The sequence below is a fragment of the Clostridium sp. KNHs214 genome (genome assembly GCF_000744935.1).
Classification (GTDB): Bacteria; Bacillota; Clostridia; order Clostridiales; family Clostridiaceae; genus Haloimpatiens.
The window spans coordinates 37,595-61,878 of record NZ_JQMW01000014.1; the positions used below are offsets into that span (position 1 = coordinate 37,595).

19 protein-coding genes, 1 pseudogene and 1 other annotated feature are annotated in these 24,284 nt (G+C 27.8%); of the genes and pseudogenes, 5 read left to right on the plus strand and 15 right to left on the minus strand.

Features of this window, described 5'->3' with window-relative positions; all coding sequences use genetic code 11:
• Positions 1 to 223: 223 nt before the first annotated feature.
• The gene (gene brnQ, locus CC89_RS18510) at positions 224 to 1,555 is read right to left on the minus strand and encodes a branched-chain amino acid transport system II carrier protein (protein ID WP_035294787.1); all 1,332 of its coding nucleotides are present in this window, start codon (positions 1,553 to 1,555) and stop codon (positions 224 to 226) included.
• Between the two features lie 479 nt (positions 1,556 to 2,034).
• Positions 2,035 to 2,294, minus strand: a binding site (T-box leader).
• Between the two features lie 60 nt (positions 2,295 to 2,354).
• Positions 2,355 to 3,152: a hypothetical protein gene (locus CC89_RS18515; RefSeq protein WP_035294788.1), complete on the minus strand. Its 798-nt coding sequence runs from the start codon at positions 3,150 to 3,152 to the stop codon at positions 2,355 to 2,357.
• Positions 3,153 to 3,730: 578 nt separating this feature from the next.
• On the opposite strand from CC89_RS18515, the gene CC89_RS18520 reads away from it, so the two are divergent.
• Entirely contained in the window at positions 3,731 to 4,273 is a 543-nt protein-coding gene (locus tag CC89_RS18520; RefSeq protein ID WP_035294789.1) for a hypothetical protein, read from the plus strand.
• A gap of 1,449 nt (positions 4,274 to 5,722) precedes the next feature.
• Here CC89_RS18520 and CC89_RS18525 read toward each other — a convergent pair.
• Positions 5,723 to 7,201 carry a transposase gene (locus tag CC89_RS18525; RefSeq protein ID WP_035289274.1) on the minus strand — a complete coding sequence of 493 codons (1,479 nt, stop codon included), beginning with the start codon at positions 7,199 to 7,201 and terminating at the stop codon, positions 5,723 to 5,725.
• Between the two features lie 158 nt (positions 7,202 to 7,359).
• On the opposite strand from CC89_RS18525, the gene CC89_RS19685 reads away from it, so the two are divergent.
• Positions 7,360 to 7,920 carry an ArsR/SmtB family transcription factor gene (locus tag CC89_RS19685; protein ID WP_051932028.1) on the plus strand — a complete coding sequence of 187 codons (561 nt, stop codon included), beginning with the start codon at positions 7,360 to 7,362 and terminating at the stop codon, positions 7,918 to 7,920.
• A gap of 54 nt (positions 7,921 to 7,974) precedes the next feature.
• Positions 7,975 to 9,207, plus strand: a complete 1,233-nt coding sequence (locus CC89_RS18535) for an MFS transporter (protein WP_035294791.1) — start codon at positions 7,975 to 7,977, stop codon at positions 9,205 to 9,207.
• A gap of 321 nt (positions 9,208 to 9,528) precedes the next feature.
• On the opposite strand, the gene CC89_RS18540 is transcribed toward CC89_RS18535, so the two are convergent.
• The 5 genes from CC89_RS18540 to trhA form a co-directional block, all read right to left on the minus strand.
• Complete coding sequence (locus CC89_RS18540) at positions 9,529 to 11,166, minus strand: ABC transporter ATP-binding protein (RefSeq protein ID WP_035295072.1); 1,638 nt, start codon at positions 11,164 to 11,166, stop codon at positions 9,529 to 9,531.
• A gap of 4 nt (positions 11,167 to 11,170) precedes the next feature.
• Positions 11,171 to 12,025 (minus strand): DUF2268 domain-containing putative Zn-dependent protease, encoded by an 855-nt coding sequence (locus tag CC89_RS18545; protein WP_035294793.1) that lies wholly within the window; start codon positions 12,023 to 12,025, stop codon positions 11,171 to 11,173.
• Positions 12,026 to 12,591: 566 nt separating this feature from the next.
• Complete coding sequence (locus CC89_RS18550; RefSeq protein WP_035294795.1) at positions 12,592 to 13,923, minus strand: radical SAM/SPASM domain-containing protein; 1,332 nt, start codon at positions 13,921 to 13,923, stop codon at positions 12,592 to 12,594.
• A 606-nt stretch (positions 13,924 to 14,529) separates the two neighbouring features.
• A complete protein-coding gene (locus tag CC89_RS18555; RefSeq protein WP_035294797.1) occupies positions 14,530 to 14,727 on the minus strand; it encodes a cold-shock protein in 198 nt (65 codons plus the stop codon).
• Positions 14,728 to 15,040: 313 nt separating this feature from the next.
• Positions 15,041 to 15,706, minus strand: a complete 666-nt coding sequence (gene trhA / locus CC89_RS18560; protein ID WP_035294799.1) for a PAQR family membrane homeostasis protein TrhA — start codon at positions 15,704 to 15,706, stop codon at positions 15,041 to 15,043.
• A 561-nt stretch (positions 15,707 to 16,267) separates the two neighbouring features.
• Between trhA and CC89_RS18565 the strand changes: the two genes are divergently transcribed.
• Complete coding sequence (locus CC89_RS18565; protein ID WP_353601623.1) at positions 16,268 to 17,062, plus strand: SPL family radical SAM protein; 795 nt, start codon at positions 16,268 to 16,270, stop codon at positions 17,060 to 17,062.
• Positions 17,063 to 17,170: 108 nt separating this feature from the next.
• On the opposite strand, the pseudogene CC89_RS20145 reads toward CC89_RS18565, so the two are convergent.
• Positions 17,171 to 17,392, minus strand: a pseudogene (locus CC89_RS20145) (serine/threonine transporter SstT); the annotation flags it as partial.
• On the opposite strand from CC89_RS20145, the gene CC89_RS20750 reads away from it, so the two are divergent.
• Positions 17,364 to 17,564 carry a hypothetical protein gene (locus CC89_RS20750; protein WP_051932032.1) on the plus strand — a complete coding sequence of 67 codons (201 nt, stop codon included), beginning with the start codon at positions 17,364 to 17,366 and terminating at the stop codon, positions 17,562 to 17,564. The pseudogene CC89_RS20145 and the gene CC89_RS20750 overlap by 29 nt on opposite strands.
• Positions 17,565 to 17,872: 308 nt before the next feature.
• Here CC89_RS20750 and CC89_RS18575 read toward each other — a convergent pair whose 3' ends face one another.
• From CC89_RS18575 to CC89_RS18600, 6 genes are all read right to left on the minus strand, one after another.
• Positions 17,873 to 18,355, minus strand: a complete 483-nt coding sequence (locus tag CC89_RS18575; RefSeq protein ID WP_035294801.1) for a hypothetical protein — start codon at positions 18,353 to 18,355, stop codon at positions 17,873 to 17,875.
• 101 nt (positions 18,356 to 18,456) lie between these two features.
• On the minus strand, positions 18,457 to 19,761 hold the full coding sequence (locus CC89_RS18580) for a class I SAM-dependent methyltransferase (RefSeq protein WP_035294802.1): 1,305 nt from the start codon (positions 19,759 to 19,761) through the stop codon (positions 18,457 to 18,459).
• A 150-nt stretch (positions 19,762 to 19,911) separates the two neighbouring features.
• Complete coding sequence (locus tag CC89_RS18585) at positions 19,912 to 21,483, minus strand: radical SAM protein (RefSeq protein ID WP_035294804.1); 1,572 nt, start codon at positions 21,481 to 21,483, stop codon at positions 19,912 to 19,914.
• The gene (locus CC89_RS18590; RefSeq protein WP_035294806.1) at positions 21,480 to 22,574 is read right to left on the minus strand and encodes a radical SAM protein; all 1,095 of its coding nucleotides are present in this window, start codon (positions 22,572 to 22,574) and stop codon (positions 21,480 to 21,482) included. The genes CC89_RS18585 and CC89_RS18590 overlap by 4 nt, the downstream gene beginning before the upstream one ends.
• 3 nt (positions 22,575 to 22,577) lie before the next feature.
• Positions 22,578 to 23,822 (minus strand): site-2 protease family protein, encoded by a 1,245-nt coding sequence (locus CC89_RS18595; RefSeq protein WP_035294808.1) that lies wholly within the window; start codon positions 23,820 to 23,822, stop codon positions 22,578 to 22,580.
• Positions 23,819 to 24,283: a hypothetical protein gene (locus CC89_RS18600; RefSeq protein ID WP_035294810.1), complete on the minus strand. Its 465-nt coding sequence runs from the start codon at positions 24,281 to 24,283 to the stop codon at positions 23,819 to 23,821. The genes CC89_RS18595 and CC89_RS18600 overlap by 4 nt, the downstream gene beginning before the upstream one ends.
• Position 24,284: the final 1 nt, after the last annotated feature.

Genomic DNA, 24,284 nt, shown 5'->3' on the forward strand with positions numbered 1-24,284 from the left:
AAAATATCAATATAATTTTTTAAGTTCTCTCTAAGTGACATTTTATATTTAGACATAATTCTTGTCCAATAGAAATAGTCTATACTTCTTCTTTGACTAATAGATTGTTTGAATAGTTCTAAATAGATTTAAATAGGTTTAAATAGAAAAAAAGCGGGGACGGTTAACAACTTTTTGCTATCAAACTTAGCTAATAATTGTTAACTGTCCCCATTGTTTTTCTTTACTTTTCTTTAACAGTTGTTAACCGTCCCCATTCTTTAAGCTTAAACATAGTACCTAAAAGCATACCAACTACTGCTGGAATAACCCAGCCTAAGCCTTCTGAATAGAGAGGTAGTCTGCTAAATAAATCATTGATCATACCTAATTTTATACCTGCTTGTCCTAGTGCATCAACTACACTTACAGCCCCAGTAAATAATATGGTTAAACCATAAATTGTGGAGTCTCCCTTAAATAAATTGTCTGATATAGCAAGTACTATAAGCATTATTGATATAGGATAGATGGCCACTAACACTGGTACTGATATAGCAAGAATTTTTGTAAGTCCCATATTTGCAAGACTCATACTAGAAAGAGCTAATATTCTAACCCAATTTTTGTATGATATTTTATTAGTTAATGTACAAAAATATTGACTGCAAGAGGTTATAAGCCCAATACAAGTTGTCAAACAAGCTAAAGTAAATATAACCGCTAATAAAACAGCTCCTGACCTTCCGAAAATATGCGTAGTAACATTTGTTAAAGTTTCAGCTCCATTTTTAGTTGCTCCAAATCTTCCGCCGCTGGTGGCTCCTAAATGTGCAAGCATTGAATAAATAACTATTAGCAAAGTTCCTGCTATAACACCGGCCTTAATAGAGTATGACACAACCTGTTTTTCATCCTTAACCCCTCTTGATTTTATTGCTAATGCAATGACTATCCCAAAGTTTAACGCTGCTATGGTATCCATTGTTAAATATCCCTCTAAGAAACCTTTAACAACAGGAGAATCCACATATGCCCCTGTAGCTTCACCGTAACCTCCTAGCGGTTTAAAGAAAGCTCCTACAAACATAAACACAATTAGAGATAATAAAGTAGGTGTCAAAACCTTACCCATACGATCTACTAATTTTGCTGGTGATAAGGAAAGCCAATAAGCCACCATAAAAAATACCAATGTAAATAAAAATAACGCTAAAGTTTTTGATATACTTGATGGCAAATATGGTGACACTGCCATTTCAAAAGGCAAGCTGCCTGCCCTTGGAATACCTAAACATGGTCCTATAGATAAATATATTAGAACTGTAAAAATACTAGCAAACATCGGATTAACTCTTTTAGCTAAATTACTAAGTCCTCCAGATTTTGCAACTGCAACTACCCCCAAAACCGGGAATCCAACTGCTGTTATAAAAAACGTAGCCATTGCCTTCCAAGTTGCAACACCTGCTGATTGCCCCAAAAATGGAGGAAATATTAAATTTCCTGCCCCAAAAAATAATGAAAAAAGCATTAAACCTATTAATAGTAAGTCCTTCTTTTGTAAATTTTTCATTTTATAAATCCTCCTTAGTTATGTTTCTTCCTTTTTACTAACTTCTTTATTACTAACTGTTGATGCAAACTATAGTAATAAAACTTCTAATTTAGATAATTCATAATCTACACTTTTCTAACTTATAATGTTCTCTTCTATATCCATAAAATCAGCCCCCTATTAGGTACATGAAAAGAAATAACAAGTCAAAGATGCTGGTATATTTTGTGTCAGACAAGGAAGCAGGTTCCGCAGATAGTAGCACTATCGGTGGGTTCTGCTGACGCAGTATGACGCAAAATAGACTAGCCTACTGACTTATTATTTATTTGAATGTGCCTTAGTATAATAATTTATCGTCTTAAACTACTGCTTGGTGCTATGAGCTCCTATATTGACTCAAAATGCTGTTTAGCCTTATCAACTGCCATATAGAACTTTCACGGATTAGCACGCCTATAATGAACGGACAAAATAAAAAACCCGTCCCTTGAAAAACAAGGGACGGGAATAATCCGCGTTACCACCCTAATTCTATAAAATAAGCCTATAACAAATAAGCCACTTCATAGCACTCAGTTACGTATCCATCAATACGCTTCTCTTTTAACGGTAAGAAACTCCGACAAAGCTTACTAAAGTTCAGCTTTACTTCTCAGAGGTGATTTTCAGCTATATCTTGAACATTGGCTTGCAGCAAAGTGCCAACTCTCTGTGGAACAAAATATTACTTACTTCTTCTCTTCATCGAATTTATTTTATTTATTGTTAATATAATATATGCTTATTTGCTATATGTCAATATTTTTTTAATCAATTAATTTACACTTCTAAGTGTTTTTATAACTACTGCTCGATCATTATTAAGTTGCGAAAAAGTTTTAAATTCTGGATTATCATTAAAATTATCACCAGGGAAAGTTACACCTGTAGGCCCACCGATAAGATATTTCTTATCATTTATTACCTTTATTTTATCTATTCCACCTATACTGTCTAAAAATTTTCCATCGTTATAATCATGAATATCAGTAGTTATTATAAATAAAAATCCATCTTCACTATCTAAATTGTGTTTATTTCTCATATAAACCCTCACTTCTGTTCCATTATCTTTTATAAAATATTTATTTGCCCAACTTGCTGGCATATCAAAACAGATTCCTAACTTTTTATTTTTATAAGTAATTGGTTTATTAGATACTTGTTTTTTTTGTATACCTTCTTTTTTAGTAGGATTAACTTTATTATTTTTAATTTTATTTTGTTTCACTAATTGTTTTTTTGCTGGTTTATTTTTATTATTTATATTTTTTTGTGTTACTTTATTATAACTTTTTTTTAATTTATTCTCTTTTATAAAAGTCTTTTCTATTTTAGGTTTTTCTTCAGCTTTAATTCCACTTTGACTTAATTTTTTATCTTGACTTGAATCTGCTAAACTAATTTTAGGTTGAACTTTTTGTTTTGATGACTTACATTCTGGTTTAGAAATATTAATAGCATATATGACAAATCCACTTGTGAAAACTGTAATTATAACAGCACAAGCTATAATAACTTTTAATTTTTTTATATTTGGTATTTTTATTTTAGAAAATATAGTCCTTTTCATACTACCTCCTAATTCCTTTTTTAAATATTATTTACTTATATGGTACCATTCTGTTCCTTTTTCTTCAATATATATCCATTAATTCTAATTAAAATAAGGATTTTAAAAAATATAATCTTGTGCCTAGTTATATATTTTTACTTTGATATAAATTAGAGCATATTTTAGTAATATGTAATCATTAGCGTTCAACGATTGGAATTAACATACTATTGAGAAGATTAATATTAAAATTTACCCATAAATTTTACAATTAAAAAATCAGCAACCTATGCTTTAGTATAATTACCAAAAATACACAACAAGGAGGCTACTGAATCCCTATGCCCTATCTTTTAAAATATAATTCGGCAAATTTTTATTTAACTTAAAGTGATTTCTATCCTTCTCTTCCTACATTAAATTATTTTCATACATTTTTTTACTTTTAACTTATTTTTAACCATACTTGTGCTATAATTATAATATGTGTATTTTTCATTATGAAACTTTTTTAATACATGGTAGTTTACATACTTAATATTATATAGAATTTTTTCGTAATATACATATTACAAGTTAATAAGGAGTGATATTTTATGGTTTTAAAATATACTAATAGCTTTGACGATTTAGTAGAAGGAAGTTTATTCGTAGCAACAATAGATAAAAGTTCGATTATTCGTATGAAAATTAATAAAATAATAAAGTACGTAAGCTGTTTATTTTTTATACTGGCTGGATTGTATATGTCAATATCAATATATAAATATAAATTTTATTTTGATACTAAGATAATGGTTATGTTTTTTACATTTATACTATTAGCAATAATATCATTTATATTAATAAAATTATTCCCCAAAAGGCAATTAAATTATTTAAAGAAAAAATATAAATCACTTATACAAGAACATCCTGAACTAATAAAAGAAAAAGAGCTGAATTTAAAATTAGATAAACTTATAATAAAATCAATTAATAGTTGTAAAGAAATTACATTTGAATCTATATTAAAAGTAGCTGAAAATAATAACAAGATATATATACTATTAAAAAATCACCTCTTTTTAACAGTGCCCAATGAAGCATTCAAAAATAACGATGAAAAGCTTTGCTTTTTAAATGCAATAAAAAAGTAATTATTTAAAGATCTGTTGCGAAATAGAGGATAAATTTGCGATTTTCCCCAACAAACCCATTAATATATACCTCTTAAAATAATACTATTATTAAATTATTTTTTTTAAATTTCATACTTATACGCTAGCTAAGAGGGCTACCCCCTTTATAACTACTTTACAAACTTGTATAATTAATAGACCGCCTCAAACAATTCCAGTAACGATTCCCCCACTAAAATAACTCCACATATCAGCATTATCAACACAAAGTCTGAGATATTTATGGGTAATTATGATATAAAGGTGAAGTATGATTTACTTTTCCTTTGCATTTCAAGATAAAACAAATGCAACATTAGGGATACCATTAACAATAGTTAGTGTAGTGTCTTTTGGAATAGAAATTTATAAAAGTTGGTGTAATGGAATTCTTACATCTGTACTGGATTTATTTCATTTTTGGCAATAACAAAAACTTAAAAACTTCGGAAAAAACTAAGGACGGTTAACAACTTTTACTGTGAATTTAACTAATAGTTGTTAACCATCCCTTTTATTATTTTATATTTTATGATTATCCCACAAAAGCATTATATTACCTGAATTATGAAATTTCTCTGGAATGACTTGCATAAGAAGCAAAGAAACTGTTTAAATTTAATTTTAAAAATTCTTCTTTTAGACAAATAAAATTTTCGTAAGCCTGGCAAGAACGCCAGGCTAGCGAACCTGAGGCAGGACGCTGAATGTGAGCGTTAGATAATTTTATATGGCTAAAAGATTAGAATTTCTTAAATTAAATTTATTGTTCCGAGCTCTTATGCAAGTCATGGAGGAGAAATTTCATAATTCCACTACATTGTACCTTATTGTGGGATAATCATTTTATTATTTATCACTTTTATTATATTATACAAATTCTATATATAAATTCTATAAAAACTTTTATGCAAACTATAAACAAAAATCTAAAAATTTCGAAAAAGCTCTTCACAAATCTCATTTTGAATCGTATAATAAAAATATATTTATCAATAAAATTTATTTTATTGATAAATATATTTTTATTAATGTTAATAGCTAGACAATAAAAAATTGCCCATTCATAAAATATCGCTAAGATAAACAACAGTGTTTTAAACATATTTTCTATAAAAAAATTATCCCACAAAAATCATTACATCGCCTGCGTTATGAAATTTCTCCTCATTGTACTCTTTTGTGGTTTAATCATAAAATAATTTTTTATCATATGTAAATATATTTAAATACAGATATTTAAATACATATAAACAGTTTAGTAAGCTAACACACTAACTGTTAGTGGCTTGTAGAATTGAAAAATAAAAACTGTGGATAATTTTTAAGATTTGGCTTAAAAGCGTGCAAAAAAAGACACGACAAAAAGCCTTTTGTTAAAAAGGTATGCGTAGCATGTGGAAAGATATTTATTTGTGGATATGTTAATTATGAAGCTATTTTAAGAAGTTTATTTATACTTCTAATGTATTCTGGTTTATTTATAGCGTAAGCTAGTATAACATTTATGAGTTTAGAAATAGCCGTTAGGCACAGGTCAGCACGCATAGTTGCGGTGTTTAAAGTTCTTGGTGATTCAATGCATGGGTTAGATTTTAACGATGAAAGAGTTCGTTCAATACATGCACGATTAGGATATTCATCGTCCCATTCATTAGAATTTCTTTGAACACCAGGATAAAGTCTAAAGTCTTTATTGGGATAAACATAAGTCATACGACCACTTTTTTTATCAGTACATGGATTTTCACAAGTATGATAGCACTTACCTTTTTTATCCCTATGGGCTTTGGGACAAGTAAATTTGAATCTTAAGCTTCTATTTTTGCCTTTACAAGGACCTTCAGCTTTAAAAGGGGTTTTGTCTAAAGGACATAGAGGAACACCTTCTATATCATATTCAAGATCACCTATTTTACTGTTACTTTGATTACGAGGGTTAAGAGGTATAAATACTTTTTCAAAGCCACATTGTTGAAGAAAACCAAAGTTATCATAACTATCAAATTCTGAGTCACCTAAGAAATATTTAAATTTAAAGTTAGAGGTGTTACTTAATGTTTCTAAGAATGGCTTAATTACTGGTTTTAAAGAAGCATTATCATAGCAATATTTTTGCTCTTTAGGAGTTTCAAATTCTTTATCAATAGGGTTATAAAAATCTTCATCAAAAAATTTGATATTCAACGGAATGCCCCAACCATTAGTAATTAGACCAAATTTGTAAAAATAGCCGAAATGTCCATTTACGAAGTCTAGCTTAATACTATGGTTTGCAAAAGCAAATTTAGGCATGTTCTTATATGCGACAGCATAAGGATTGAGCTGTTTGTTATTGGTAGCTTTAGCATAGGATTTTACCCTATTTACTTCAGAAACAAGAGTTTTGGGATTATTTTCTTTTACTCTTGGTTTTAAACCTGAAGTATCATATATAAGTTGATAATTACGGTTTTTATGAGGTGAATCATCAGGAAGAGATTCATTGATATTGTTACAAATATCAATGACTTGAGGAACCATTGAATTAAATAAGTCGGCAAGATCACCTTCAAAATCCGTTTTAAATCTACTGAAAAAAGATTCATCAGGAATATCATCATAGAAGCAACAAAATTCTCTTATTTCAGTAGAAAATATAAGAAAAAGATTTAACAGAACAGTAGTAGGAATATGAAATATCTGCATTAGAATTAAAGCAGATAACACTGATGAAAGATTATATTTCCTATCTCTGCCTAAATCGGCATAGTATTTTTGAGTAAAAGATTCTGGAATAAAAGATTGGATATCAAAATTATCAGCAAGTAATTTGATGAAGCCTACAGGTTGCTTTTTTCTAAGGTCTTTAAGTTCGGTTAACTGCTCAAAAATATTAAGTTGCTTAAGTTTATTAATACAAAACATGTAATTCTCCTCCTCTGTGGATAATATTTTGTGTGGTTACATTTATTTTCTCACAGTGGAGGAAAATATAAAAGCCTATCGGCTAAAAAGATAGGCAAATCAACGGTTGTGTAATTTCACAATCGACTAACACTAACTGTTTTAAGGAGGTCTAAATTATGTTAAAAAGCAAACGCTTAACTACCCCACAGGAAGTTAAAACTTTTTCAAATCCCTTTAGGTTTAAAATCATAAATTTATTTACTCAAGGAAAAACTCCACTAACTGTAAAGCAAATGGCGGATAAACTTGGGCAGGTTCCGTCAAAAGTACATTACCATGTAAAAGCTCTTGAAAAAATAGGTGTGCTTGAAATTGTAGAAACTAAAGATAATTCTGGTATAACAGAAAAATACTATTTACCTACCGCTGAAAATTTTTATGTAGATCAAGTAGTTAAAACCAGCAAAAATAATGTTTATGATGATGGACAAGAGGATTTCATAGGAATAATAACCAAAGAAATAATAAAAAACCTTGATGATTTTAGGGATAATGCCACTCCAAACGAAGATGCAGGAAGACTCGTAAGCAATCTAGAGGGATATCTAACTCCTGCTGAAACCAGAGAATTACATGACATGTGCGTTGAGTACATAAAAAGTAGACAAAAAACAAAAGATTCTAAACCGTTCTTTTGTAGTCTATTAACTATAAAAAAATTTGATAACGTTAAATAAAATTTATTACTTGATATTAAATATTTAATATTAATAAAAATGGGGGCTGTAAATATGAAATCATTATTAAAAAATAGAAGTGCCATGTTATTGACAATTTCAAGGGCTTTTTCTAGGTCTGGAGATGCTCTTGAAACTCTTGCTCTTCTTTACCTTGTCTATGACTTAACTGGTTCTGGACTTGCCATGGGAAGCTTAATGCTTTTTAGTGTTCTTCCTAATGCCATAATAAGTCCTTTTGCCGGTGTGGTTGCAGATAAGTATAATAAAAAGAAAATTATGTTCATTGCTGAAATGGCAAGAACTATATGTATACTAATTATTCCTATTTTAATGTACACAAACTCCATTGCACTATGGCATATTTATTTAATTTCCGTAATGGTATCCATAGCTGAAAGTTTCTTTGAACCTACAGTAGGCATAACCTTTGTATTAGTTGTAGGTAAAGAAAATATGCCTTTAGCTAATAGCGTTGGTACCACTTTAAATCACATTATGCGAATTGTTGGCTATAGTTTAAGCGGTATCATTATGACAACCATAGGCAAAGAACCTCTTTTTATCATTGACTCTTTAACCTTTCTCCTATCAGCTATTACTGCTATAATTATTACTATTCCTAATATGGAGAAAACAAAGGATGAGGAATCAAATAACTTCATACAGGAACTTAAAAGTGGGTTTTCTTATGTAATTAAAAATAACTTAATTGTGGTTATTCTTTTTGTTGTACTTTTAGCTCAATTTTTAAGTACTCCTCTTGAAACTTATATTCCACTTATAATAAACAAAGTTCTAAAAGTTTCAAACACTTGGGCTGGCTACTTTTCCACTGCTACAATTGTAGGCGCATTAATTGGAACCATACTATATCCTGTACTAGTAAAAACCAAAATCAAACTCCAACATGTTTATCTTTTTGGGTTATCATTTTTCGCTATAGCTCTAGGATTTAGTACTTTCTTAATTACTCCTTTTTACTTCGCGTTTATGTTTTTTATTTGTGGCTTAATTTTGTCTCTCATAGGGGTTTGGAGCTTTACAGAAATTCAGTTGCTTGTGGATATAAATTATTTAGGTAGAGTAGGCTCCATAATAACTATGATTTGTTTAATAAGCTCTCCTTTATCTGGAGTAATATTTGGTGCTTTAGCGGACAAAATATTTATTCCTGTTATTTTCAAATACCTTGCCTTAAGCTGCTTAATAATTAGTATTATATCCTATATGTTAACCAAATTTGCTTATAAATCTGCTCCTAAAACCCAGCCAATAGAAGGGTAATCCTGGTGAAAACTTTTAAGACAGTTAAGAACTTTTCCATTAGTTCTTACTGGATCGCAATCAATTATAACTTTCTTTTTCATCATTAGTATCTACCTCATTTCTTCTGATTTTATGTTGTTTTGAAATCATTACTTATAATTTATTATATTTGCATATTTATATTATAATTATCCCACAAAAAGTATTGCATTACTTGAATTATGAAATTTCTCTGAATGTGCCTAAATTGCATAAGAAGCAAAGGAACTGTTTAAATTTATTGTTCCAAGCTCTTATGCAAGTCATAGAGGAGAAATTTCATAATTCCACTCTCTTTGGTCAAAGAATGTTAAATTCCAAAACAATATTTGACGTTAATTGTTCAATTTTTTCATGTGATATAATAAATATTATTTTATCTTCCTTATTTTTGTCCAAATATCTATATAAATTTTGCTTAGAATTTACATCTAGAAATGTTGAAACTTCATCTAATATTAATATATCAGCATTTAAAATTAAAGCCCTCAGTATGCATATTTTTTGTCTTTGTCCACCTGAAAGATTTCCGCCATTATTGGTGATTATAGTATCTAAGTTTATTTGATTGCTGCATATAACATCATCAAATCCCAATTGATTGCTTAATTCTACTATAATACTGTCTGGTATACTTTTACCTAAATTTATATTATTTCTAATTGTATCATCAAACAAATAGACATTTTGCGGTACTACGCCCAAAACCTTCCTCATGCAACATTTATCAATATAATTAACAGGTACATCATCATAAGTTACAATACCTTTATCAGGCTTTAATATACCACTTAAAAGATTTATAAAAGTTGATTTACCAGACCCATTCACCCCTTTAATCTGCACTACATCTCCCATCTTAACTGAAAGATTAAAATTTTTAAAGATATCTTTATTTTTATCATAGGAGAAGCTTAAAGCTTTAATATCTATCCCCTTTTTTATTCCATCTATATTGATACATTTTTTATCTACATTATCCTCATCATCCTCATCTTTGATTATATCTAAATATCTATTAAATGCTGTTAAAGATTTTTGCAAACCTATATTTATATTTGTTAATGCTTTTATTGGAGCAAAGATGTATTCTGCATAAGAATTCAGTGCTACTATACTTCCAATGGTCAAATGCCCTTTTATAGCTAAATATCCTCCATAAAAAATAATCACTAAAGAAGGTATAAAATAAATTATTGATAAAAAAATCGCATTTACAGTACTAATAAAAAGATATCCATATTTATATTTTATATATTTATGCAAAGCCCTAGAAAGCCTTAATTCTCCATAGTTATATATCTTTAAAGATTTTATCAAATTAATATTATATAAATTTTCATGCAGTACATTATTTATATTAGAATACCCTTCCATAATCATTTTGTTTGCTTGTTTATATTTAGGATTATAATATTTAATTATTACGTATATAAAAGGTGTCAGTGCCAGTGTAAGCAACATTATAGTTGTATTGATATAACTCATTATAATTATGGTAGTAATAAACGTTACTACTTGATTAATAATAGAAACTATTGTTACTGTAAACAAATTCCCTACCTCTGGAAGTTCATTTAGTAACCTTGCCATTATTTCACCTGATTGTACCTTGTTAAAAAATGTAATATCTTTAATGGACACTTTTCTATACAAATTCATTCTAAGGTCATACAAAATCTTTTCACCTATATATGTAAACAAATAGGTTTGAATTATAGATAGTAACTGTGTTATAACAAAAATCACTATAAATATAATTATATTTTTATATAAACTATTCAAATCTCTATTGGCTATAGATACATCTATTATTTGCTTTACAATAAAAGGTGTTAACAGTGAAAGTATAGTGGATGATATCATAAGTATAAGTGCCATAATTTGCTTCAATATATAAGGTTTTATAATTTTATAAGCCATTTTATACTTTTTCACCATATCACCTACTTTTTAAAATATCTTTTACGATTTTATCACTCTTAGTAGAATATATATCGCTTAATTGGATATTTTTAGTTTTCATATAATCAGTTAACAATCTCATTCCTATAACGTATCCAGTGCCAGGTTCTATATTCCCTTCTGCACAACCTAAATTCATTAATTTTAAGATTAGATTACTGTCTGTTGAGTGTATATTTTTTATGTATATATTAAGTAATTTATTATAATCTATATTTTTAGAATTAATATTTTTAGGTAAAATATACTTTTCTTCATCTTCTTTAGAATTCAAAAATTTTCTAGATGCAAGACAAGCTAATCCTTCTTCAATTAACATATCCCCTAAAGTATGATTTATGTCTAATAATCCATAAAAAAATCTAACTATATGTGATAATTCATGTCCCATAGTAACACCCATGCGTATATATGGCTCCTGGTCTAGTAGAAATTTCTCCACTGCAATATTTATAGAAGGATTAGTATAAGAGAGTATAGGAAAGGCTTCACAGGTATCTAAGCCACAAAAAAGATTGATGGTAACATTTTCGAATAAATTATAGGGTATATCCATGTCATAAAAAAACCTTTCAACTAAATCCTGTGGAACATTAAAATTCATAAGTTCATGATATTTTTTCAAATTTTCTCTAAGGTTTGTATATAGCTGTAAGGAATATTTTTTAATCCTATCACCACTAAAGGGCACATAATACTTAAAATAATATGTTAATATGTCTTTGTTATCACTAATATATTCATTATTGTAATAATTTAAAAATTTCTCTTCATCAGCTTCAGCAAGATTTAAATTGTCAATCATTCCTTTATATAATATTTTTATTTTCATTTATATCAATTCCTTTTAGGTACATGAAAAGAAATAACAAGTCAAAGATACTAGTATATTTTGTGTGAGACAAGGAAGCAGTTTCCGTGGCTAATAGGACTACGGCGGATTCTGCTGACACAGTATGACGCAAAATAAACTAACATACTGACTATATTATTTATTTGAATGTGCCTTACATATTATAAAAGTTAACTTTAATAATATATGATTTCATCTTTATATTATAAAGTTAACTTTTTTTGTTTTTTCGTAATGTTTATGAAAAAATATAACTAGAAATCCTTGAAGCTTTAAAACTTTCTTGTGCTAAAAAATTAGTATTAATACTCTTAACTAACTTTCTACTCCTTTTCAGAATATGGTTTTGCATAGTAACATGGTCTTTTAAAAGTACTACATGATACTCTATCAGGACAATTTGGATCAGAATATCTACATAATACAGCCTGAGTCTTTCCAGAGTTCTTTAGATTTGGTAGAACTAAAAATTTCATAATATCACTCCTTTTAACAATAAAATATATTTAATAAAAAAGCGAATATATATGCCTTTTTATTATTAACTATTTAGCTACCGTATTTTCTTGTTCACCTTTATAAAGAGAAGCAGCAATTTCTTTAATATATAAATCTAACGAATACTTATATTCAACACATCTTTCAGATTGATCTAATCTTTTGCGTGGGCAGCCTCCCATACATATAGGCAAAATAGAACATTCCCTACACTTTTCATCTTCTGTAGGATCATATAGCATAAAATCAAATAATCTCTTACTGTAAGGCATTTTTTCATTTATTTTACTATCTATATGACCTATTCTGTACTCTTCAATCCCTATATCAGTCCAACATTTATATAAATATCCTTCTGGATCAATAACATACGATTTTTTATAATCTGCACCACAATACGTGTGCTTTATTTTGGGATACATTTGCGTTAAATCCTTTGAAAAACCAGTATCAATTAACTTATTTTCAAATTGATAAACTACACTTGCGAAATCATCAAATTTTAAACAATCGCAACTGTTATAACAATTATTTGAAGGCTCTACATATCCTAAATAAATAGATACCTTATGCTGCAAATTATTCTGGTGTAATATATTAAGCAGTTCATAAACCGTGTCTTTACTATCAATATCCGTATTAATTCTTATAGCTATATTTTTAAATATATCAACGCACTCAGTTATATTTTTTAATATCACATGAAAGGTCTCTCTTCCACCTACTAGAGGACGTTTTTTATTGTGAATTTCAGGTGGTCCATCTAGTGTAACCTGAACAGAATCTATACTATAAGTCCTAAGTTTAATTGCTGTCTCTTTACTTAAATTAAATCCGTTAGTTACCATACTTGCACTATATCTAATATTATTTTCTTTGCATATTGTCATAAACTTCTTAGACATATCTTCGATAATCTCTAAAGTTAAGAGGGGCTCTCCACCATACCACGTAACATCTAAAGACTCTATATACTTCTGATTGTCTTTAACTAATTGAATAATTTTATTTTGAATATCATCAGACAATATTAATTTTCCTCTACTATTTTTTTCATAACAATATATACATTCAAAATTACAGTTTAAAGTGGGCGCTATTGTTAATGAAAGGCTGTTATCAGAATATCTTGTATTTAACATTCTGTATTTAATAAGCTTAAGTTCATCCTCATCATCTTCAATTAAGTAGCCGCCTTTTTTTAAATCATCTAAAAAATCTTCATCATCTATTTCTTTATGGTTATTGATAAAGTTCGTTAATTTTTCATACTTATCTTTTTCTACTACTGCCAAAGAATTAGTTAAGGCATTATATGCTATTACTTGATAATTATCCATTTGAAATGGTAAGAAAAAATTATACCTTGATGGTTTCATAATATCTCCCCCTCATTAATTGCTGTTAGGTACATGAAAAGAATAACAATTCAAAGCCGTTGATATATTTTGTGTCAGACAAGGAACCAGGTTCCTGTGCTAGTAAAACTATCGACGGGTTCTGCTGACGCAATATGACGCAAAGCTAGCATGCTGACTTGTTATTTATTTGAATGTGCCTTATCTATATGCAAAATAAATTATAAATTTATAGGCATTAGATATCTTAAACTTATTTTACATCTTTTGCCATAAAGCTGTCAATTATTTTCCAGTTCTATAATTTTACAATTATAGATAAAATATTTCTCAACTTCCTTTAAAAGAACAAGCTTTCTTTATATTTAACATAGCTTTTCCATATGCGTATGCGAGTGTCCAATAGCCTAAGGGTTATATGGTAAAATATTTGCACTTGATATAAATTTTACATATACTAAAGTAAAAAAAGTATAAATTTTTACTGGTACAATTTCACAAAAATCATAGAATGCTTAAAATTATTTAAAATTCAATGATTAAAATTGACCTAAAAATTTATACTTTTCTTAGAAATTAAAAAACCCCTTAAATAGTCACCTATTTAAGGGGTAAAATATTCACTAATTAGATTATAGTAATATTTTCTGCTTGTGGTCCTTTTTGTCCTTGAACTACGTCATAAGAAACCTTTTGACCTTCTTCAAGAGTTTTGAAACCATCTGTATTTATTTGAGAAAAATGTGCGAAAACATCTTTTCCATCTTCTCCTGTAATAAATCCAAATCCTTTTTCTGAATTAAACCATTTAACTGTACCAGTCATATAACGTGTACCTCCGAAATTTTATTTTCCTTAAACTTTTTGTAATAATGCACCAATAAAATTTCGATTAATAAATCATTTGTTTTATAATACTAATTGAAATATATCTGTGTTATATTATTTACTATTCATTTAAGCAATATATTAATAATAGCATACTTTATTATATAAAGCAACACCTTTTTTACAATTATTTTATTTTAAGTCAACAATACCCGTACAAGGTTCAAATAACTCTTGTGTACTCTGCCTTTACTTACTCACACTGAAGTAATGACTTCTTGGTTAAATGAATTTTCTTCTTGCTCTTATTTTATTTAAAAGGCAAAAGAAATAGCACTGAGAAAAAATGACATATACTTCCTCCAAGCACAAACACATGCCAAATAGGATGAGCACAACGAAGATTATTCCTAGAATAAAAATATGCACCTACAGTGTAAGTCACTCCACCAGCTATAAGCATAATTAAGCTTATAGTCGATATTGAAAAGTAAAGTTTTTTTAGTGAAATAACTATGAACCAGCCCATAGCTATATAGATTATAGTTGAAATTTTACCAAGCCTTCCGTCCTCCAGCTCTTCATGCCTTCCTAAAACAATTGCCTTAAAAACTATACCCAAAATTGCAAGCCCCCACTGGATTCCAAATATGGTCCATCCCAAAGGCCCTCTTAAAACAGTTAAAGTGTATGGAGTGTACGTTCCTGCAATTAGCACAAATATAGAAGAATGATCAAAAACTCTCAATACTTTCTTTGCTTTTTTAGACTGTATACTGTGATACAAAGTTGAAAATAAATATAAAAGCACAAGACCACAACCAAATATTGTAAAAGACACCACATACCAAGCATCTCCATACATAGCCGAAAAAACAATGAGAATTACAAGTTCCGCAATAGCTATCAACGTTCCAACCCCGTGAATTACAGCATTTGCAATCTCCTCACCCTTAGTATAATATTTGTTTAACATAATACTCCTCCATTAATAAAAGCACCTGAAGAGTGCATTTTTTCAAAATTTTAATTCTTTACAAGCAAAATATATCTTCTTTTATTCATTATCTATTCATTTGTTATCCAATACATTAACCAATATATTATTTGTATCATTCTAGTATTATTATACACCACTGCTCCTAAGGGTGTAAAATTTATATGCTTATTATATAGAATTACCATTCACTATTTAATATATCGGTTTTTATTTTCACTTCATTTTTAAATATATTTTTTCTCCTTATATAAACTTTTTTACTAAATTATAACATAAAACTAACCTAGTTGTAACATTGTATTTCAAAATTCTCATTATATATTACATATATTACCTATATTGCATATCGCATAAGCCAAATAAATAGTTTATAATATACATAATCTTTGAAAAAATATATACTCTTTAATAATATATATTTTTTGATATAAATGGTAATTATTATTGGAGGTGAGGATCATAATTAAAGAAATTAAAGCCAAAACCATATTGGGTACTATGAAATCTCCAGATTCTTGGTTCGGAGTAAAATATAATATGAATTTATATAAAGGTTGTGAACACAGATGCATATACTGTGACTCCCGAAGTGAATGTTACCAAATAGAAAATTTTGATGATGTGCTAGTAAAAATAAACGCTGAAGAAATACTAAATAAAGAGCTTAAAGGTAAAAAAGTCAAAGGTATAGTTGGCACTGGTTCTATGAGCGATCCCTATACTCCAGCGGAAGCAAAATATGGATTAACAAGAAAGGCTTTATCTTTAATAGCATTTTATAATTTCTCCGTGCATATTGTAACTAAAAGTAATTTAGTATTAAGGGATTTAGATATATTAAAACTAATTAACAGAAACTATGCCAATGTAGCCTTTACCATTACCACTACAGATGATGCTTTAGCAAAAAAAATCGAGCCTCTAGCTCCATCTCCTTCCGAAAGATTTGAAGCTATGAAAGAGCTTTCTAAGGCTGGAATACGCACAGGCGTTACAATGATGCCTATTCTTCCCTTTATTGAAGATAATAAAGAAAATATTGAAAGCATCATAAAAAACACCACCAAATATGGTGGTAAATATATAGTCCCTTGGTTTGGATTAACTCTAAGAGACAGGCAACGCAGCTACTATTACTCAAAACTAAATGCCCTATTTCCTGATTTAAAAGCTAAGTATGAAAATATTTATGGAAATAAATACATGTGCAATGTTCCCAATAATAACTCTCTATATAATTTTTTTAAAGAAAAATGTGCACAATACGGTCTGGGCAGCCAAATGAAAGATGCCTATTACCATGAAGAAATTGAGCAATTGAAGCTATTTTAGTAATAATGTCTTATAAACAAAAGTTTGCGTGAAGTTCTTGACCTATCATAAAGTTTTTATTCAGTTTATTTACCAAATGGCTATTTATCTATAATTATTTATCTATGATTATTTCTTTATGATTATTTCTTTTCCTCCCTTACGCCATTTTGCAAATTCAGCTGTAGCTGTAAAAAGTACATCTGTGGATGAATTAAGTGCTGTTTCAAAAGAATCTTGCAGTACACCTACTATAAATCCCACACCTACTACCTTCATAGCAATATCGTTTGGAATGCCGAACAAGCTACATGCTAAAGGAATGAGTAATAATGAACCACCAGCTACCCCTATAAAAAAAGTTAATGAGAAATCTTGGGAAGAAAGCAACGGCGCAAAAGGTGCCTTAAAAGCTAGAAATATTGAAATATATGAACTTAGTTCAGAACAACTATGTGAAGAATATTATCTTTCCAAGAGTAATATAAAAAGAATAATAAGAAATGAAAAATCAGCAAGTTAGCAATAAAAAACAGCAGATAAATGACCTATTAAAAGGCCCATGCTAAGAACATATACTATAATATATTGCTAGTTTTAAATCTGCAAAACAATATATTTTATATAAATTTCTTAATACAACATCCCTCTAATAAGAAAATACTTTCTGCTGTTTTTATTATAAACCTAGCCCTGATAACCCTACGTTTGTTTATTTCTTTCTTCTTATTTCTTTGCTTGTCTAAATTCAGTGTTCAGTGTTCCACCGAAGATTACCATCTCCAATATTTAAGTAGTTAAGTAGAAACTTTGTTTGTAAAACTTGCACCTCTACACCTCTAAATTATTACAATTGTTCAAAGTAAAATCATAAATTTTTTTAGCTACATCATTAGGTTTATATTCACTTGTATCAGCATACAATTTTGCATTTATACTTTCCCATTCTGTTAATTGACGTTCTATCATCTTTTCTACTGGTTTTGGAAGATTTCCCTTCATTCTTTGAGAAAATCTTGACTTAATGATATCTGAATCAGCTGTAAATTTCACTGTAATAGCTTTATGTAGACCTTTGATTTTTGATACATCATCTCTTTCTGATATAATATAAACAATTGATTGAGAATTTAAATTCATATTGTTAGAAGCTTCTTCTAGTTTCTCGCTAAATATTTTCCAAGCATCATATTCATTTTTTGACATACGTAAATAATCCTTGCCAGTATAAAATTCCACATCAATAAACTTTTTTAACTCCTTTGCCACAGATGATTTACCTGAACAGCTTGATCCCATAAATACATATAACATAAATTATACCTCCCAAAATATTTTTAATGTATTGTTTAGTATTTTTGATACTATATATAAATTTATATATATTTAATAGTGTTATACTTTAATCTAAAATTTTAAACTTTAGTAACCTCTTTTTCACATAAGGCATAAATATAGATACCCATATCACCAAAAATATTACTCATCATATTTAAATACCATTTAGGTAAATTGTTAAAATCTAAATATATATTAGTAAATCTACCTAAATTCAATGAATAAAACAGTGGAAAATTTCCACATTTTCCATTATTGCATAGATAAGAACCTACTCCTCCCTTAGCTTTAATATTAAAAAATTTTTTTAGATGTCTAGTTAATCCTTTTAAATTAAAAATCCAAAAATGATCTGTTGAGCACCCCCAATAACACCAAGGATTTGATATATAATCTTTTGGTGGGTTAAAGGCATAATTTTTACTAATCTTATAATTGAAATTTATTTTTTCCTTTAATTTTGTTGAAAACAATGTGCTAATAAATTTTTTTCTAGGACATTCATTGGATTCGTCAAATAGAATAATTCCTCCAGGTTTAAGTACCCTTTTGCACTCTAACAAAAACTTATCTAAATAGCAAACATGAGCTATAACCCCACCGCAATATATAAAAGAAAAGTAATTATCATCAAAGGGCAGCCTTTCTCCACTGCCTTTTATAAATTTAATTTTTGTATTTTGCATTTTACATTTATATTTTTCATAGGATTTCTCAGAGAGAGGATTAGGATCTAATAAATATATTTCTGCCTCATTGCCTTGTTCTGCTTCTAATAATAATGAATTTATTCCGCATCCTAAATCCAGCCAAGGGCCTCTAATTTCCTTAATATCACATATTACTTTATTAAGAATATCTTTTCTTTCTTTCAAATCAAACCCCATTGGATAATGATTTTTCAAAATCACATCATATAATTCTTCAGATATGTTAACTGTATGATAGTAATTAAACATGAGCTCATCTTTACTATCTTTAAATATTATTTTAAAAAATATGAAAATACACATTACAGGTAATATTAAATAGTATAATATTAAAAATACATATAAAAATCCAAAGCTAATTTTGGGTGTAAATTCAAATTGTGAAAAAAATTTTAAGATCTTACATGTAGGTTGTCCGAAAAAGTCTAAAAAATCTTCTATTCTTTCCTTAGGAATATACACATAATGCTTGAGTTTATTTATATTCTTCTTGCCTATAAACGTAACCTTATTATCTTTATTAAATAGTTCAACTGCCTCCTTTAAATTCCACTTTAATACTTTTTCTTGTTCTATTTCGATTAAAAATCCATCTAAAAATATACTGTATATACACAATTTAGAGGGTGTAATATTATATAAACTTAATGTTATCCTATCCACTGAACACATTAAATTACCTCCTACCTCCATACTATAATGTAATTGTAACAATTGTTAATAAATTCAACAAAATAATCATAAATATCCACAACTTATGGTATACCCTTAAACTTGCATAAATTATTTTTAGCCATATGTTCTAAATAAACATTTACTTATCTAAATAAACTGACAACAGCGCTTACAAATTGGATATCCTTTATTATCATTAAATCCTTTAATAAACTCTCTTCGCACTTCGTTATTCCAAAACTGATCATAATCAGTATTTTGAATATTTTTACATTTTATATCAGGAAAATCGGGGCAAGTTACTAAATCGCCATTGGACTCTATTACTATAGCTGAGTTTAATACTATGCACTTAGACTTCCCAAGACAGTCATCTGGATTATTAAAATATCGCTTAAGTTTGTCTTCACTGTCAAAACTTATATTATAAAAATTTACAAAATCACCATAATTACTTTTAGCATTATAGTAAAATTTATATAATTTATGTAAATCCAAAGTATAATTTTTTAAAAATCCTTTCCAGCTAGTAGAGTTTATTTTCCATAGCTTATTACATATAGAGTTGTATTTCTTTCCCTGATCTTCTGTTATAAACATGGGCAGTTGATATATTAACTTATTTATCTTCCAGTTTTTACAAATGTCTAATAATTCTTGTAAATAGTCTATATTTTCTTCAGTTATAGTACAATTCAAAATAATTTTAGGCTTTATTTGCATATGATTTTTTAATTCAATTATCTGTTCAATTCCAACTTTTGCGTCTTCAAATGCCCTTTTATTTCCCCTAATACCGTTGTGTATCTCTTTAGGTCCATCTAAGGAAATTACAATTTCATCAACTCCAAGTTTCACTAAATTTTTAGCATATTTTCTCAAGACTGTACCATTTGTTGCAATTGAAATGTATTTTTTATTTTCGGTAAAATATTTAATAAATTTTATAAATTCAGGATGTAAAAGAGGTTCGCCACCCCATAAGTTTATAAATTCCAAATCTTTCATTATTGGTTCAATAAATTGTTTAACTTTGTTAAAATTTAAAAAATCATCATTTTTTATAAGTCCTAATTTCTTATTATTGGCTTGACCACACATTTTACAGTTTAAATTACATACATTCGTAAGTTTGAGATATAAAGATCTAGGATGAGGTTCATTTTTTAATATATCCACTTTATAAAAGTCACTTAAATATAAATTAGAAAACGTATACTTTGAATTTAATTTTTGCTTAGAAATAAGTTTGAACATAGAATTATTGTAATTTGATAAGTTATTTAAATATAGAAAGCCTTTTTCTACATCTTTAAATTTGATTCTATTTTCACTCAATCTTAGCCATAATTCTCCGTCCTTTTTATTAAGTTTAATCCTATTTATTTTTTTTGCACTTGGAATAGAAAGCTCTAAATTTTCTTCGATCCAAGTAGAAAATATGGTGTTATTGGGAACTATATAATAATTTTCATAAGCTTTTTTTTCTTCTTCTTTTGTCATAAAGCTCCTAAGTAAAAAACCTTCATCCAATAATCTTTCTAATATTCCCTCATACTGTTTTAAATTTTCCTCATCTTTACTCATAATATCATCTATTAACTTAATTACATTTAATCTAGAAAAAATTACAAAATTACCATTTAAATTATGATAAAAAGCTACTCTTTTGCCATTCGTAAGTGTTTCTATATAATTTGAATAATAGAATTTTCTCATTTTTTCACTCCTTCATATGTAACATATTTATAGAAATCTGTATTTAAATACTGTTGCTCATGAAAATCATAGTCACAGTACTTACAAAATTCAAAGAGACTTTGACTTCTTATGATATCCAATTTGTGATTTAAACACTTTTCAAAACCAATATCACTAATATTTCCCCAACTACTTTCACCTGAAAAATCATTTGAACAAGATAAATATTCTCCTTCAAAGGAAATAAATAATCCCTGTTCTAAAACTGGACATTTATACTTTTCTACTGGATTTTTAACATTACATAGCTTCCCTGCCCTAGATTGAAGATTCTGAAAATATAAATCATTAACTTCAAATTCATTCCAGAATCTCTTAAATTCATTTATTTCTTTAAAATTATCTTCACAAATAACACAAGTTATTATGGTTTCAATATCCATATTGTATTTGTTAATAAATTTTTTGATATTCTCAAGTACATTATTATAATTTAACCCTCTCATCATCTTAGAGTACTTATATGGGTCAATTGTATGAAAAGATATCATTATAGAATCTAATCCAGCATCTACTAGCTCATTTCCTTTATCTTCACTAAGTAGCGAAGCATTAGTAACCATCTTAACCCTTTTAATCCCAATATCTTTTAATTTTTTAATATATTTTGCCACATTTTTATGAAGTAAAGGCTCACCAACTCCGCAGATTTCAACTTCATTAACAGTTAATTTTTTCAATTCACTTATAACCATACTAAATGTATCTTCACTCATAAAACCTTTCTTGCGAGAAAGCTTTTCACGAGGACATATTACACAAGATGAATTACAATAATTAGTTATTTCAAGTTCAACATTAGGCAAAGGTAACATTAAACTTTCTTCATTTACCAATACCTTCATTTCAACTAACCTCTCTATTAACTTAACATTTTCCTTTAGCTTCTGTGGTATACTTTTAAGTTCAGTAAAATAATTTATTATTTTTTCTATACTTTCTGTATTTCTTATAAAACATTTGTTATTCAACAAATTGCCTATATATTCATTATCATGTATTTTCTTTTTAAATACATAAGGTGTTAATATTACTCTTTTATCTATCATAAATTAACCTCCAATATTTTTACAGCTATGGTTAAACATTCTTAATATTAAAAGAAACATTTTTTTAACTAAATCATAGAATAGTAGAATTAATATTATTATTGAGATAACCATTCCTAACGTATTTAACTTTAATACTAAATATTTGATTATTATATAAAAGGTATAAAAAATTAGCCAAATAGAGTACACTGCTGAAAACACTGAGTAAGCTATATAAACTCCCTTTTCCTTTTTACTGCTGTATGTCTTTGACATATTTTTTAAAAACACATTTTTTAAATATTTAAATGAATTCTCCCTCAAATTATATATATTAACTATTTCCGTTAAAATATAGTATCCATCCAATTTAACCAAGGGATTCAGTTCTAATAAAATTGTCACTAATCCATAAAAACCAAAGGCAGATATAAAATATACGTTAAGCCCGTTTAATTCAAATAAATACCCAACAATTATAATTGTAGACCACACTATAAAATCTAAAATAATTCCTGCCATTGACACGTAAATTCTATGTTTTCTTTCTTTAAATAAATAGGAGTCTGATATGTTGCAAAATAATCCTGGCCTAAAGTATATAATTAAAAACCCCATCTCATTAACTTTTCCTCCAAATCTCTTACAAGTTAATGCATGGGCCATTTCATGAAAAATAGAAGAAAATATAGTTATCAAGTACAATATAACTATAATCATTACATTTTTTGATAAAGAATCTGTAATAATTTCCGATACCCACGGTGAAAATCTATAAATATATATACCTAATCCTAGTATAACGTACACAGCCATTAATACTAAAAACAATGGTGAAAATATAAATGATACTTTTTTTAAAACTTTCTCCACAAAATTATCCGGATTTACCACAGGAATTTTTATAAATAAAAGCCGTTGAAAAAATGTTTTCCCCCTTTGAGTTTCAACTCTTTTTTTCTCTAATGGATGACTTTCATCACCACAACTTAAAATTTTCACGCTTATAAGATTTTCTTTAAACTTTTTCACCTGTTCAAAAGATATATTTAAACCCATATGATTCATGTATTCCACTACTTCATCAATAGTTTTATTTTCACCAAATGCCATTAATAGTTTATATTGCATTTCTCCTAATATAAAGAACTTATTAGTAATAGGATTTTTTATAAAAAATTTCTTTTTATTTTCTTCATACCTTTCAGTAATTTGTAATCCCTTAACAATAGAAACTCTTTCTTCATTTAAACCCTCAAAGTTCAAGTTAATAACTTCCCCTCTAAATTTAAATACTTAGCCAATTTTTCATAATTACTCCTAATTTCTTTATTATTTGGCTCTAAATCTAAAGCAAAAACCAATCTCTTAAATGCTAATTCTGGCTTATTTAGTTTAAATAATGTAACTGCTAAATTATTATTCAATGAAACCTCTTTTGAATAATTGTATATATTATCTTCCAATATCATTCTTGCATCATTTAATTTCTTCTCATATATCAATTTACAAGAAGCAAAATTTATTATTCTTAATTCCAAATCCCTATCGATATGATCTATATTTTTAGCGTATTCTTTATACTTTTTATACCCTTCAAAATAATTTCCTGAGATTAATAAATTAATGCTACTTGCAAACAAATGAGCATTACAATCTAAAATTGGAATTTCATTTTTAAATTCTTCATTCAACTTATTAATCTTTTCCAGTGGTATACTATACATT

Bases quoted from the DNA above. Each gene is read 5' to 3' on its own strand.
- brnQ (WP_035294787.1), bottom strand. From the start codon at position 1,555: ATGAAAAATTTACAAAAGAAGGACTTACTATTAATAGGTTTAATGCTT.
- CC89_RS18565 (WP_353601623.1), top strand. From the start codon at position 16,268: ATGAATTTATATAAAGGTTGTGAACACAGATGCATATACTGTGACTCC.
- CC89_RS18600 (WP_035294810.1), bottom strand. From the start codon at position 24,283: ATGTATAGTATACCACTGGAAAAGATTAATAAGTTGAATGAAGAATTT.
- CC89_RS18535 (WP_035294791.1), top strand. From the start codon at position 7,975: ATGAAATCATTATTAAAAAATAGAAGTGCCATGTTATTGACAATTTCA.
- CC89_RS18575 (WP_035294801.1), bottom strand. From the start codon at position 18,355: ATGTTATATGTATTTATGGGATCAAGCTGTTCAGGTAAATCATCTGTG.
- trhA (WP_035294799.1), bottom strand. From the start codon at position 15,706: ATGTTAAACAAATATTATACTAAGGGTGAGGAGATTGCAAATGCTGTA.
- CC89_RS18590 (WP_035294806.1), bottom strand. From the start codon at position 22,574: ATGATAGATAAAAGAGTAATATTAACACCTTATGTATTTAAAAAGAAA.
- CC89_RS18515 (WP_035294788.1), bottom strand. From the start codon at position 3,152: ATGAAAAGGACTATATTTTCTAAAATAAAAATACCAAATATAAAAAAA.
- CC89_RS20750 (WP_051932032.1), top strand. From the start codon at position 17,364: ATGAGTAATAATGAACCACCAGCTACCCCTATAAAAAAAGTTAATGAG.
- CC89_RS18525 (WP_035289274.1), bottom strand. From the start codon at position 7,201: ATGTTTTGTATTAATAAACTTAAGCAACTTAATATTTTTGAGCAGTTA.
- CC89_RS18580 (WP_035294802.1), bottom strand. From the start codon at position 19,761: ATGTGTTCAGTGGATAGGATAACATTAAGTTTATATAATATTACACCC.
- CC89_RS19685 (WP_051932028.1), top strand. From the start codon at position 7,360: ATGTTAAAAAGCAAACGCTTAACTACCCCACAGGAAGTTAAAACTTTT.
- CC89_RS18585 (WP_035294804.1), bottom strand. From the start codon at position 21,483: ATGAGAAAATTCTATTATTCAAATTATATAGAAACACTTACGAATGGC.
- CC89_RS18520 (WP_035294789.1), top strand. From the start codon at position 3,731: ATGGTTTTAAAATATACTAATAGCTTTGACGATTTAGTAGAAGGAAGT.
- CC89_RS18545 (WP_035294793.1), bottom strand. From the start codon at position 12,025: ATGAAAATAAAAATATTATATAAAGGAATGATTGACAATTTAAATCTT.
- CC89_RS18550 (WP_035294795.1), bottom strand. From the start codon at position 13,923: ATGAAACCATCAAGGTATAATTTTTTCTTACCATTTCAAATGGATAAT.
- CC89_RS18555 (WP_035294797.1), bottom strand. From the start codon at position 14,727: ATGACTGGTACAGTTAAATGGTTTAATTCAGAAAAAGGATTTGGATTT.